Origin of the sequence: Enterovibrio calviensis DSM 14347 (assembly GCF_000621165.1) — a bacterium.
Lineage (GTDB): Bacteria > Pseudomonadota > Gammaproteobacteria > Enterobacterales > Vibrionaceae > Enterovibrio > Enterovibrio calviensis.
This window is the reverse complement of the sequence record NZ_KK211218.1, coordinates 455,417-468,468: the sequence shown is the minus strand read 5'-3', so window position 1 is coordinate 468,468 and position 13,052 is coordinate 455,417. Positions and strand designations below refer to the sequence as shown.

General features: G+C 45.9%; 9 protein-coding genes. 4 read left to right on the top strand and 5 right to left on the bottom strand.

Annotated elements, in window-relative coordinates; all coding sequences use genetic code 11:
- The first annotated feature begins 86 nt into the window (after window positions 1-86).
- The gene (locus Q365_RS0123315; protein ID WP_035025635.1) at window positions 87-2,495 is read left to right on the top strand and encodes a helicase-related protein; all 2,409 of its coding nucleotides are present in this window, start codon (window positions 87-89) and stop codon (window positions 2,493-2,495) included.
- A 150-nt stretch (window positions 2,496-2,645) separates the two neighbouring features.
- On the opposite strand, the gene Q365_RS0123310 is transcribed toward Q365_RS0123315, so the two are convergent.
- Window positions 2,646-3,125, bottom strand: coding sequence for a YajQ family cyclic di-GMP-binding protein (locus Q365_RS0123310; protein ID WP_028025624.1), 480 nt, complete (start codon window positions 3,123-3,125; stop codon window positions 2,646-2,648).
- A 62-nt stretch (window positions 3,126-3,187) separates the two neighbouring features.
- Complete coding sequence (locus Q365_RS0123305) at window positions 3,188-4,246, bottom strand: 3-deoxy-7-phosphoheptulonate synthase (RefSeq protein ID WP_028025623.1); 1,059 nt, start codon at window positions 4,244-4,246, stop codon at window positions 3,188-3,190.
- Window positions 4,247-4,587: 341 nt separating this feature from the next.
- Here Q365_RS0123305 and Q365_RS0123300 point away from each other — a divergent pair, with 341 nt between their 5' ends.
- Entirely contained in the window at window positions 4,588-5,391 is an 804-nt protein-coding gene (locus tag Q365_RS0123300; RefSeq protein ID WP_028025622.1) for a putative PEP-binding protein, read from the top strand.
- 302 nt (window positions 5,392-5,693) lie between these two features.
- Window positions 5,694-6,530: a CvfB family protein gene (locus Q365_RS0123295; RefSeq protein WP_028025621.1), complete on the top strand. Its 837-nt coding sequence runs from the start codon at window positions 5,694-5,696 to the stop codon at window positions 6,528-6,530.
- Window positions 6,531-6,822: 292 nt separating this feature from the next.
- Here Q365_RS0123295 and rsmF read toward each other — a convergent pair whose 3' ends face one another.
- From rsmF to Q365_RS0123280, 3 genes are all read right to left on the bottom strand, one after another.
- Window positions 6,823-8,256, bottom strand: a complete 1,434-nt coding sequence (gene rsmF, locus Q365_RS0123290; protein ID WP_028025620.1) for a 16S rRNA (cytosine(1407)-C(5))-methyltransferase RsmF — start codon at window positions 8,254-8,256, stop codon at window positions 6,823-6,825.
- A gap of 147 nt (window positions 8,257-8,403) precedes the next feature.
- Window positions 8,404-11,028, bottom strand: coding sequence for an MlaD family protein (locus Q365_RS0123285; protein WP_028025619.1), 2,625 nt, complete (start codon window positions 11,026-11,028; stop codon window positions 8,404-8,406).
- Window positions 11,015-12,229 (bottom strand): paraquat-inducible protein A, encoded by a 1,215-nt coding sequence (locus tag Q365_RS0123280; RefSeq protein ID WP_028025618.1) that lies wholly within the window; start codon window positions 12,227-12,229, stop codon window positions 11,015-11,017. The genes Q365_RS0123285 and Q365_RS0123280 overlap by 14 nt, the downstream gene beginning before the upstream one ends.
- A 346-nt stretch (window positions 12,230-12,575) precedes the next feature.
- Here Q365_RS0123280 and Q365_RS0123275 point away from each other — a divergent pair, with 346 nt between their 5' ends.
- Complete coding sequence (locus Q365_RS0123275; RefSeq protein ID WP_028025617.1) at window positions 12,576-13,034, top strand: GAF domain-containing protein; 459 nt, start codon at window positions 12,576-12,578, stop codon at window positions 13,032-13,034.
- The last annotated feature ends 18 nt before the right edge of the window (window positions 13,035-13,052 follow it).

Below are 13,052 nucleotides of genomic sequence, written 5' to 3'. Positions count from 1 at the left end.
GCATCTTTGGGATGCTTGGAGTTATAACTTGTGTTCTAAGGTACAATAAGTAGCATTACCACTCAAACCGTCTTCGTATTGAATTCATGAGCAAATCCAACGTCATTCAGAGTACTTCTTCCAAAGCCATTCATCTCCCTATTGATTCGATTCAAAGCGCGGTTGAAAGCGTTTTGGCGCACCGTAACGTGATCATTCAATCTGACACGGGAACAGGTAAATCGACACGTTTACCGGTATGGGCATCTAAGTTGGGTAGAGTACTTGTTATTGAGCCTAGGCGTGTTGCGTGTACTTCTCTCGCTGGGTTTGTCGCAGATACACTAAGTGATGACGAAGAAGAATCGTTAGCTGATCGAATGGGCAAACAAGTAGGTTACGCCATCAAGTTTGATTATCGCTTTAATGATCAAACCCAAATCGTATTTGCTACGCCGGGTGTGGTATTACGTTGGTTCAGTGAAGACAAACTTGCCACGTTTGACGTAGTAATGATCGATGAATTCCATGAGCTACGTGCAGAAACTGACTTACTTGCGGCCTTGTTGGTCAAACACAATGCGCATCGGCTGATTATCACGTCAGCAACGCTGGAAAGCGAAAAGCTTAGTCAGTATTTTGATGCTGACCTGATTAAAGCTGATGTAAATAGTTACGGTGTCACGATTTGTCATCATGGCAACGATAGTCAGTTAATGCCAACGGGCAAACAGCTTGAAGCGCGGATGAAACCGATAGTGGAGCTTGCGCTGGCGCGTGGCGGTGATATCTTGGTGTTCCTACCGGGTAAAAAAGAAATCAACCTCTGCACCGCAGCGCTAAAAGGATTGGCTGCGACCTATGGTGCGGATGTAATTCCACTCCATGCATCTGTCACAGACGCTGATCGTAAGCGGGCGCTGAACCAAGCGAACCACCAACGAATTGTGCTGGCGACGAATGTTGCTGAAACGTCTTTGACAATTCCGGGCATCGTAACGGTCATCGATTCTGGTATGGAAAGGCGCACCCGCCAACGCAATGGTCGAACGGCACTCGCGCTGCATGCAATATCAAAAGCCAGTGCAAAGCAACGAGCTGGGCGAGCAGGGAGGATAAGCGCAGGGTATTGCGAACGGCTCTACGGGGAGCATTCACCGTTGGAGGCATTTACGCCACCGGAACTAGAGCGTGAAGACTTGATTGAAACCATGCTTGCGTCAGCATGCTGTGGATTCACTTTAGAAGAACTGTCTTTTCTTTCCGCATTGCCTGACAAATCATTACGCTCTGCTCATGACAGATTAATCACAATGGGTGCCATTGATGACGATGGTGCAGTGACTGATCATGGTAAGTTACTTTATCCATTGCCAATTGATTCTTTGTTCGCACACCTTATCTCGGGAATGGCGACTAAATCCAATAAAGAAGCCATGTGTGATCTCGTAGCGATTCTTCAAACCCCCATGTCTGTGTGGAAGCGAAAGGCGGGTGAGTTGGCGCTGGATAATGTGAAAGCATGGAATGCTACGTTATGTGACGCTGTCACATCTATCGCTGTGCTTCGTGGAGAGCAGCCAGAAGAGATCGATGTCGATCTTATTGGGCTAGATGAAGCAAGGCGTTTGGCGGTGTCTTTGCGTGAAGCGTTTGAACTACCGCAATGGGAAGCGGCAAGCCGATTTCAGCGAGAATCATTTTTACGAAACATCATAGATATTGCTCCAGAATTGGTCTTTGTGAGAAGAGAGAAGCGCCAGCAGGCATTTGGTAATGGGTTCAGTGAAGTTGTACTGAGTAGAGACAGCGATTTCCCGCCAGAGCCTCAAGCAGCATTGGTATTTGATCAATTCCATCTTGCCGGAAGGGGCGCTAAACAAACGATATCCTATGCAACATGCATGTCTCCATTACCTTTCTCTTGGCTTGCGGATGCTAACATCGGGGATATTGAGGTCGCCGAGCAGGTTGAACGCAACGGCGACGTCTTTGATGTTCGCCACCAAGTGTATGCGGGTAGAGTCATTGCCCAGTTTGAGCATCAAGCGGAAGGGGCGAGCCTACTCAAGGCAATAGCGAATCAGATCCTTGATGGCGTTTTAATGGAAAGCGTTGGGGAAACCATCGCGTCTCAAATAGCCTACTGGAATTTGTATCAACAATTGATGGCGGAAAAACCGTTACCTGCCGTGAATGCTGCTGACTGGCTTGAGGGCAAACTGTCTGAGTTGGGTGTTGAGACCGTTGACGACATGGAACTCATTGGCCATGAAGATCTGCATTTTGATGGCATCCCTTCATGGGAGTTTGATGATTTTGTCCAAACTTATCCGTTACGGGTGGTATTGCCTGAACTGACATTAAACGCACAGTACTTCAAGTTTAAGCGCACCGTTGTTGTTCATCATATTTCGGGGAATCGAAAAGATGGACCAAAACGTTGGGAGCTACCTTCATGGAATGGGTGGCGCGTGCAGTACAAGAAAGCAAGCCGAGTTGTGGATGTGAAATAACAAAAAAGCCACGTACCGAGAGGTAGGTGGCTTTCTTATTTAAGTCGATATGACTTTAGGTTTACTGCGGTATGTCAGTTCGCGGTTTCGTTAAACGAAATAGCAACTGAATCCATCGCAGCAATTTGTTACGACAAATCGTTAAGACAATTAATCGCGAAAGTTATCGAACTGGAATGGTTGAAGATCGGATTCACGGGCCAACTGCATCACGGCTTGTAAGTCATCACGTTTTTTACCCGTAATGCGCACTTGTTCACCTTGAATTTGTGCCTGAACTTTGATCTTGGCGTCTTTGATCATTTTCACCAGCTTCTTAGCAACCAATGCTTCAATGCCATTCTTGAAGTGGACGTCTTGTGACCAAGTTTTACCGGTATGAACCACGTCTTTTGGTTCCATCGATCTAGCGTCTACGCCACGCTTAGCCAAGTTACCACGGAGAATGTCGATCATCTGGGTGACTTGGAAGTCTGAATCAGCAGACACTTTCACGACTTCTTTGTTAAGTTCGAAGCTGGCTTCAACACCACGAAAATCAAAACGAGTAGCGAGTTCACGCTTTGAGTTATCTACGGCGTTTCTTAGTTCAACGTTGTCAATTTCCGACACGATATCAAAAGAAGGCATAGTGTATTCCTGATGTTTATCTAATTAATAATATGAGTAACGATGCTAGCGCTTTCGCCGCGTTAGCTGTTACGTTTTTCTACAGCATCCGACAACATTTGTAGCATTGTCGTCGTATCGTTCCAGCTTAAGCATGGATCAGTAATAGACTGACCATAAGTTAAGCTATCAATCTTGTCTTTATCAACGGCTTGATTGCCTTCTTCGATAAAGCTCTCTGCCATAATACCTGCCACAAAGGTATCGCCATCAGTGATCTGTTGGCAAATATCAGCAGCCACATCGATTTGGCGTTTATGTTGTTTTTCGCAGTTAGCATGGCTGAAGTCAACAACCAGACGTGGTGTTAGCTCAAAAGCGGATAAATCTTCAGCCGCTTTAGACACGTGCTCACGCTGATAGTTAGGCTGATGGCCACCACGCAGAATAACATGCCCGTAAGGGTTGCCACTGGTGCGGTAAATCGTCATCACACCTTGTTTGTCTGGCGAGCAGAAAAGGTGTGAAGTTTGGCTTGAGCGAATCGCATCAATTGCAATTTTCGTGTTGCCGTCTGTGCCGTTTTTAAAGCCAACAGGACAAGAAAGTGCGGATGCCATTTCACGGTGAATTTGTGATTCAGTCGTACGCGCACCAATGGCGCCCCATGAAACCAAATCCGCAATATATTGACCCGTGATCATGTCGAGAAACTCGGTCGCAGTTGGCATACCAAGTTCGTTCACATCCAGCAGGAACTTACGCGCTTTAAATAGACCTTCACGTAGGTGGCAACTGCCATCTAGACGAGGGTCGTTGATCATGCCTTTCCAGCCAACAACGGTGCGTGGCTTTTCAAAGTAGGTACGCATGATAATGTGCAGCGTGTCGCGATGGGTATCAGCAAAGGCTTTCAAGCGCTTTGCGTAATCCAGACCCGCTTCAGGGTCATGAATAGAGCAAGGGCCTACGACGACAAGCAGGCGGTTGTCACGTCCAGCTAAAATATCTTCAGCTTGCTGACGCGCTTGAGCGATATGGTTTGCAACATGATCAGAAAGCGGAAACGCGGCTTCCACTTCTGCTGGCGTTGGCAATGTGTCAACAGGTTGCGTTCTTAGTTCGTCGGTTTTAATCGGCATAAACACTGCCATCCTTTACTTCAGCGTTGTTGCAAAGGCAGTAAGATACCAAAAATTCGGACTCAGAGAAGCAAGGAGTTTATCTTTCAGCGATCTATTCTAAATATTGGCGGGTATTTAAGCTGTTTTTGCTGCTATTTTGTACGCCGCGTTCTGTGAAATTCCTTGATAAGTAAAACAAAGAACAATTTGATATTTTCGCTTGTAACGTATTACTAGTCTGGGTATGTTTTGAGGTAGATGAACGAAAATCAGGCGCTTGCGAAAAAGTCGCCAAGAGTTCAACCGCTATTTGTGCCGTTTAGGCACGTTGATTTTTTACAAGGCAGTATTGGTGCGCTATGTCTCAGATGGATTTGAATTACTCTACCGTTCTTAAAACTCCCACTCAGCTTGATAATCCTGATCAGAACATAGGGTTAGTGGCGCTGGGGCCGCTTTATAATAGTGTTGTTGGCGTTCACCCTGCATCACTAGACGATAAAAAACATGCCATTGAATCGCTGGTGGAGTTACTTGAGAAAGCTTACCAACGCACGCCAGACCAACCATTTCGAGTCATGTTAAATGAGCTGAGCGCGTTACCCTTGCGTGATCTCGAAAACGGAGATGTAGAACCAAGTGAAGCTAACCCAGCAATGGGATTGCGCGGTGTTTCTCGCTTTGCCAGTAAAGTGGGTAAGCCTGGGTTTGTACTTGAGTGTGATGTGCTCAAATCAGCGATCTATGACAAAAAGCTACCTGTTGAAATCGTGGTGCCATTTGTTCGTACGTCAAGCGAAGCGGCAACCATCATTGATCTGTTGGCGGAGCAAGGTTTGTGCCGTGGCGCAAATGGATTAAAAGTGCTTTTAGCCTGTCAGTTGCCGTCGAATGCGGTATTGGCTGAACCACTGTTAGCTTACTTTGATGGCATTGTTGTGGATGTCGACAATCTGGCTGCGTTTACGCTGGGTGTAGACTTTACTGACGATGCACTGCCTTATGGTTTCAATAAGAACAATGAAGCAGTACGCAGTTTGATCTTGGATACGATCCGTAAAACTCAGTTGGCCGAAAAGCCTATCCAAGTGCTCGCGCAGCAAGAGGATAGTGCCATTGTCGAACTAGCTGAAGCGGCTAATGTGCCGTTGGTGTATCAGTAAAAGTCAATTAACCCTGCATCTTCAGGTTGTTGGGTAGAAAAGATATAAAGTCTCAACGCCACGTTAAACGTGGCGTTTCTGTTTCTGGTTCTATTTACATCGGCAAAGTGACGCCTTGATCATAACGTCAGTCAAGCTCGCTGAATCTTGCATCTTCAAGTTGTTTGGGTATATGAGCTCAACCCGCCAATGGGAATGAGCAATAAAAAGCCAATTAAGTGCGGGTTTTTAAATTACTACAACCGTCAAAGCAATAAATCTCGTATACTGCGCGGTAGTTAAAATAGATGAGCAAAACCTCAATGATTAAAATTGGTCAGTTGAACACTCTTACCGTGGTCAAAGAAGTAGATTTCGGCGTATTCGTCGATGGTGGTGAAGACTATGGCAATATCTTGCTGCCTAAGCGTTATGTCCCGAAAGGCACGCGACTGGGCGATGAGCTTGAGGTGTTCATCTATTTTGATTCACAAGATGAAATTATCGCCACCACTGAAAAGCCATTGGCGAGCGTGGGGCAGTTTGCGAAGCTTAACTGCATAAGCACGACACCGGTTGGCGCGTTTCTGAATTGGGGCCTACCAAAAGATCTGTTGGTTCCGTTCAGTGAACAACGAATGAAGATGCAAGAAAACCACTCGTATCTTGTTTACTTGTACATGGACAATGCGTCTGGTCGAATTGTGGGAACAACCAAGTTCAACAAGTTCCTTGATAAAACACCGGCGAGATACAAAGTGGGTGAGCAAGTTCATGTGACTGTTGTCGAGCAGACTGACCTTGGTTACAAATGTGCGATCAACGATGCTCACTCAGGTTTGATTTTCAAAACCGAAGCGTTCGGAAAGCTCTTCGTTGGTAAGTCACTGAAAGCATTTGTTAAGCAGATTCGTGAAGATGGCAAAATTGACTTGTCACTTCAAAAGCTTGGCAAAGGCAAGGTTGATGATTTGGCTGACAAAGTGATTCGTAGCTTAGAGTTGAAAGATGGCTTCTTACCGGTAACTGATAAGAGCAGCCCAACTGAAATATTCGAAATTTTCCGCACCAGTAAAGCGACCTTCAAGAAGACCATTGGTAGCTTGTACAAAGAACGTCGAATTCGCATCGAAAAAGACGGCATTTACCTTATCAAGTAACCCGTTCTAAATCGAAAAAAGCTGCCCTGGCAGCTTTTTTTGTATGTGCGATATATTGGGGCGACTATCGGCAATGAGTTGAATCACTGAAAGCTGTTTTTTTGCTGCTAGGCGAGTGTTTTTCTTCAAACAAAAAGCAAAAAAAGAGCTCGGAACGATTCCTGTTCCGAGCTTAGGGGAATGGCTCGTTAGAGCCTTGCGCTAACTGGTTTAAATGGAGATTAATAACCTTTTAAAAGTTAGTCGGTGCAAGGCATAAACGTTGTAGCATCATTAAGACTTTTAGCATCAGTTAAGCAATGAATAAATTAACGTCTCTAACTAGCTCTCTAGGAAGGCCATTTTTGATCCTATTTCCGACCCATTTACCGATACCGATAGGTTGATTTCGGTAGCACACAATCACTTCACCTTTCCCTGTTAGGTTCTCTGGACGAATGTCTCTTCCCATGTACCACTCTTTAGCATCTTGTGCCGATAGATTCACACACAAAGGCTCGGAGCCGTTCGCGAGCGCCATAATGGTTTCATGCTGCCAGCGGTATCCATTTTTGTGAGACTCCGCGAGCTTAAGGCCAATACGGTCGAACTTAATTTCCGGCAGGATTGATTCCACTGCGGCTGGGAAGATCCACACTTCTTTTTCGCGCAACCAAACGTTTGATGAGTCAGGAACCTCAATGCCTAATGTTGCTTTCAGTGAAGCTTGAACGGCGTCAGCATCTTTTGGATTGGCTTTTTGGAACGGGAACTTGCGTGGGCGCTTTTTGATCATCTCACTGCCAACGCTTTGTGTTTTGCGAAGGCGAGCGACAAAGAAACCTTCGCTGTCGAAGATTTGTGGGAAAACGTGAAGAAAGCCTTCTTCGGTGCAAGCAGCATCTGCACCATCAAACAGTGTGCTGAGTGATTCAAACTCAACGGCATCACCAAAGGTTTGCTTTAGAAAATGGCAAACGTCTTGGTTCTCTTCGTGACTCAATGTGCAGGTTGAATACACGAGTGTACCGCCAGCTTTCAGAGCTTGAAACGCACTAACGATTAAGTCTTTTTGTGTGTTAGCGATGTCATTGACCGCTTCTAGACTCCAATTTGCAAATGCATCGGCGTCTTTGCGAATGGTTCCTTCGCCAGAGCAAGGGGCATCAAGCAATATGGCATCGAACGTTTCTGGTAGCCATTCGCCAAATACGCGACCGTCGTACTTAGTCAGTGCAACGTTATGTACGCCGCAACGCAGCAAGTTAGCGTGCAGTACTTTAACGCGGCTGGCTGAGTACTCGTTCGCGACCAATAGTCCGGCGTTGCCAACAGCAGCGGCAATCTGAGTGGTTTTAGAGCCAGGCGCCGCAGCCATATCGAGTAAACGTTCCCATTCACCTTGGTTGTTTTCCATTAGCGCGGTCACAGGAAGCATGGAGCTCGCTTCTTGAATATAGAAAAGCCCAGCCATGTGTTCAGCAGTATTACCAAGCGGAACGACTTCATTCTCATCTTCATCGATCCAGAAGCCTGTGTCACACCAAGGTACAGGTGTTAACGTCCAGCCTTTTTCTGCCGCTCTGACCTTAAAATCTTCTACTGACGTTTTAAGTGTATTAACGCGAATACTTCGACGTAATGGTCGCTGACAGGCAGCCACAAAGTCTGTCATGGAAAGATGGGAAGGCAGGATTTGCTCTATTTGTGCTAAGAACAATGCTGGCATGTCGATATTTGGATGCACCGGAACGGTCTCTCTATGGGGTTTCTGAACGGGGAAGTGTAAAAGGAAAGTGCTGTAGAAACCAGATGAAGCGATGTTCAGAAGAGAAAAAGGCGCGAAACCAGAATGATTCGCGCCTTATGGGGCAGTTTGGGGACTATTTCGTGATCAGAAATACGGAATAGCGGTACGCCAAGAGGTCCATTCTGGTTTAGGCGTCTTATGAAGCAAGAAGTGTTGATCGGTTCTTGCTGGGTTAGCGAGTTTCTCACCTTCAGGCGTGGCGAAGGCAATACCGCCTTTCAGGATGCTATCTAATGAACCAGCACGAACGTTAGCACCCGTTAGGCCAATTGACACATCAACACCGGACTGATTCCAAAATACCGTGTTGTTTCTAACAAGGTGTTTGTAGTCATCACTGATCTTCACTTCAATTAACACACGATCGGCAAAGCGGCCCAAGGTCACGTCTGTTACTGCACCGACTTCGAAGTCACGGAATAGGATAGGGGCGCCAATCGAGACTGAGCCTCGGTTCTCGCTTTCCAGTACCAATGTTAAACCGCCAGCGTATTCAGCCGACTTGTGCAGTTGGAATGACTGACGTTTTGCACCTTTACCGGGTACCACGGAAATATATGCGCCAAACAACGAATCTAAGTTCTCGGTTTTAGTCAGACTAAGAGAAGGCTGAGCTACCCAAAAATAGCTGGTTGCGCGCGCGAGCTGCTCCGAAAATTCAGGGTAGATGGTCGCATTGATCATCACACCGTCATCTTGAAAGGCTGGAGAGAGCTTGGTGATTTCACCAACATCCACACCTTGGTATCGAATTTTGCTGCCTGAAGAAAGGCCAATTGCATTGTCAGCGGTAAACGTCAGTTTGACACCATAGTTTTGCGCGTCGGTAAAACTGTCATAGAGCTTCCAATTGTTGCCAATTTTGTTGTCTATTCCTTTTATCTCACCAAACGAAATGCCACCGGCGATCATCGATTTGAATGAGCCCGTATCAATTTTCACACCGGATAAGCCCGCTTTGATATCCACACCAGAATGGTTCCAAAACACTGAGTTTGGTGTGATCAAATGGTGGTAACGGTTATCGATTTGAACCGTAACACGTACTTGCTGTTTGGTGAGTTCGAAGCGTTCGACCTTACCTACGTTAAAGTTCTTGTACATCACCGGGCTGCCTTCTGACACCGATGGCAGTTTACTCGCAATGAGTGTAATGCGCTTAAACCCTTTTAAAGCCTTTTTAGCATTGCGAGCAAGGATCTCTGAGCCAAACAGCGTGTACTCTGATTGGACTTTATCGTCACCTTCACTCGTAAAGCCAATGGTTTTCTCCACCATTTGCGAGAACGCAGGCACGCTGAATTCAATGCCTTCAGCATTGATTTGCCCGCTCACTCCACCTAATACATAGAATCTGGATTGACTCTTCACAAGGTGCTTGTAGCTTGGATCGATCACAAGGCTGATTGAAACATCATTCTGATCTAAGTGCGTGTCATGAACAAAACCCACTGGGATACCGCGATAGATGAGTTTGGTGCCTTTCTTAAGCCCCCAAATGTTCTCTGCGTTGAGTGTAAGGGTCAACGCTTGAGGATCATTAGCAAGAAGGGTTTGCGTGGTTTCAGCAGTGAAGTCTCGCGTTTTCTCACCATCGCCAGGCTGAATTGAGAGCGTGTTGCCAGTGACCAAGTTGCCGATGTTCTTGACGCCGCCCAATGAGATTTCAGGTGCATTAATGATGAATTGAGAACCTGAGGTAAGCGTCCACGCCATTGAAGGATTGATATTGGCTTTCGCCACCGTGCCAGAGAACGAGTTATTAAAGTCGATACCATTGAGACGGCCAATCTCCAACCCTTGATAAACAATAGGGGAGTGAGGGTTGGTGATTCCATGATTATTAGGAAGTACGATCGAAATTGGCACGCCACGATCGGTGTCGTTGATGGAACGATGCAAGGGGAATGTATCAAGCGGGACGGCAAGTTCGGCGTCTTGAGGTGAATCAAAGGCAATACCACCAGCCAAAACCGATGCAAGGTTTTCTACGTTGATATCGACGCCATTTAAGCCGATTTCTGCACTCACACCACTGACATTCCAGAACTTCGACGTTTTCATCACTAATTTGGCATATTCTTTCTTAATGCTTAGTGACAGTGTCACGCCTTGCTTGTCAGACGTAAGGCGATAGTCAACTACTTCACCAACGCGGATTTTTTTAAAGTAAATGCCAGAGCCAATGCTTAGTGAACCCAAGTCAGGCGCTTGAAGTTGGATGTGTAAGTTACCGTCTTCAGAGATATTGACGGGGGGTTCTTCGGCAGCTACAAACGTACTGCGAACATCACCGCTACCCGGTTGAACAGCGATATAATTACCTGAAACTAATGTGTCTAACCCAGAAATGCCGGTGATGGAGGCTTTTGGCCTTACAACCCAAAACACCGTGTTTTGGCGAAGGATTTTAGTGGCTTCAGGGTAAATTTCAGCTTCGGCAGAGATGCTTTTTAAATCGTCTGAAAGAGTGATCTTTCTAATGATACCGACTTCCAAGCCTTGGTAACGAATAGCGGTTCTGCCCGCTTCGATACCTTGTGCATCGGTGAAGTAAATTTGAATGCGTTCGCCTGCTTCATTGACAGATTTGTATAGCAACCAGCCTGCAAGTAAGAAGGCCAGAGCGGTAAAAATCCAAAGAGGAGAAATACTTCTATCTTTTTTGAGTTGAGGTGTGGTCACTTGAGAGTCTTCAACGTTGCTCATGCTTGTCCCAAATAAGTCGAGAATCGAGGCTACCAGCGGAAATCATGGTTAACACCACAACCAATCCGAAGGCAATAGCGCCGGGCCCAGGAGTAAAATCTAGTAGATTACCGCGATCAATCAGAGAAACCATGATAGCAATGACGCAGAGATCCATCATTGACCATTTGCCTATCCATTTGACGAAACGGTACATTTTCATACGCTGTCCGCGACCAGAATCAACTTTCAAATGAATACAAATCAAAATGTATAGAAGGCCGATAATCTTAGCGACGGGAACGATAATACTGGCAGTAAAAATAATGATGGCAATGCCATACATTCCTTGTTTGATGAGACCTGCCACGCCTGAAAAAATCGTATCTTCAAATCGTTTACCGTTACTGAGTAATACAGATATCGGATAGAAGTTGGCAGGAAAGATAAACACGATGGCGGCGAGCAGCGATGCCCACGTTTTTTGCAGGCTTTGAAAGGTACGCTTTTCTAGTTTAGCGGTACATCGCTTGCAGTGAGTGTGGTCAGATTGCTGCGTTAACCCACAATGGTGGCAGCGGATAACGGACTCTGTGTCAGCGTCATTAAGGTCGATGTCTTGAAGTGCTTCATTATTTTCACTCAACGCCTCCCAATAGCGAGCAGGAGACACGCGAGAGAGTAGGTAAGCCATTAACACTTGAAGAAGCACAAAGCTCAGCAAGGCAGGACCAACCGAAAGCTCGGCAATCTCTATGACCTTAAACCCCGCAACGGCAAGACTGACCAGAAAGACGTCAATCATTACCCAATGCTTAACAACCTTAAGTAGATAAGTCGCTATATAAAGAGAGCGAACGTGTTTAGCCTTTAAGGCAAGGTTCGCGACAAGAATAGCGATCAAAAATACCAAAGGGGCGATGGCGGTTGTCGCAATCACCAATATGCCGACAAAAGGAAAGGTATTAAGCAGCAAGATACCGCCGCTGGTGACCGTGGTATGAAGTGTCACACCGAATAGATCAATTGAGATAAGTGGGAATAGCTGGGCGGGTAAAAATAGAGCAAGCGCTGCCAGTGTAATAGCAATCTCACCCGAACGACTCAGTGATGAGTTTTTGATTACACGAGAGCCGCATGTTGGGCAGCAAGCACTGAACCCACGCTGTGTGGGGATTTGTTGCAGTAACAAATCACAGGATGTGCACTTAAGCACGCGCATGGCGGTCTATTCCCCTTTGGTGGTTCGAGTTACCCTAAATAAGCATGGATGTAGTGTTATACCTAACACCACGCATTCTGGGGTGTTTATATCGAGCCCCGATCCTTGGGATACTTCGTGAGCGCTGAGTTCACTGACATTTTCGAAAAATGGACGAATTCAGGCACTTTTGCAAATGTGCATCTTAATCAATCTGTTACTTAAGAACACGTATTTTTTGATAAAATTCGGCTTTCTCTTAGCGACTGACTAATGTCAACGTAAAGCATAGGCAAGGTGCCGTTATTGAACACTTTCGCAATGGGTTTTATCTTAGTCATTCTGCACATAACGGATAACATCATAAATGGACAATAAAGAAGAATTCTATGCACTACTTGCCCGACAAGCTGTATCGCTTGTTGAAAATGAACCAAATCTCATTGCTAACCTCGCAAATGTCAGTGCACTTCTGTTTCAATCGCTAGAAGACATCAATTGGGCCGGCTTTTACCTTGATGATGGGAGCGAACTTGTTCTGGGTCCATTTCAAGGGAAAACGGCCTGTGTGAGAATTCCCTATGGGAGAGGCGTATGTGGAAGTGCATTCAGCAATAAACGTGTAGAAAGGATTGATGACGTCCACCTTTTTGAAGGTCATATCGCATGTGATGCAGCAAGTAACTCAGAAATTGTTTTACCCTTATATCAAGGTGAGAAGTTATTGGGCGTTTTGGACATAGATTCGCCAAAAAATGCAAGATTTGATCGCGATGATGAAACCGGACTCACTTTATTGGTCAATGAATTGCAAAAACACCTCTAAATTTAAGGTTCTCTGTGG

What these genes read in the sequence shown, in the direction of transcription:
- Q365_RS0123315 (WP_035025635.1), top strand. Translation starts at nt 87, where the DNA reads ATGAGCAAATCCAACGTCATTCAGAGTACTTCTTCCAAAGCCATTCAT.
- Q365_RS0123285 (WP_028025619.1), bottom strand. Translation starts at nt 11,028, where the DNA reads ATGAGCAACGTTGAAGACTCTCAAGTGACCACACCTCAACTCAAAAAA.
- Q365_RS0123310 (WP_028025624.1), bottom strand. Translation starts at nt 3,125, where the DNA reads ATGCCTTCTTTTGATATCGTGTCGGAAATTGACAACGTTGAACTAAGA.
- Q365_RS0123300 (WP_028025622.1), top strand. Translation starts at nt 4,588, where the DNA reads ATGTCTCAGATGGATTTGAATTACTCTACCGTTCTTAAAACTCCCACT.
- Q365_RS0123305 (WP_028025623.1), bottom strand. Translation starts at nt 4,246, where the DNA reads ATGCCGATTAAAACCGACGAACTAAGAACGCAACCTGTTGACACATTG.
- Q365_RS0123280 (WP_028025618.1), bottom strand. Translation starts at nt 12,229, where the DNA reads ATGCGCGTGCTTAAGTGCACATCCTGTGATTTGTTACTGCAACAAATC.
- Q365_RS0123295 (WP_028025621.1), top strand. Translation starts at nt 5,694, where the DNA reads ATGATTAAAATTGGTCAGTTGAACACTCTTACCGTGGTCAAAGAAGTA.
- Q365_RS0123275 (WP_028025617.1), top strand. Translation starts at nt 12,576, where the DNA reads ATGGACAATAAAGAAGAATTCTATGCACTACTTGCCCGACAAGCTGTA.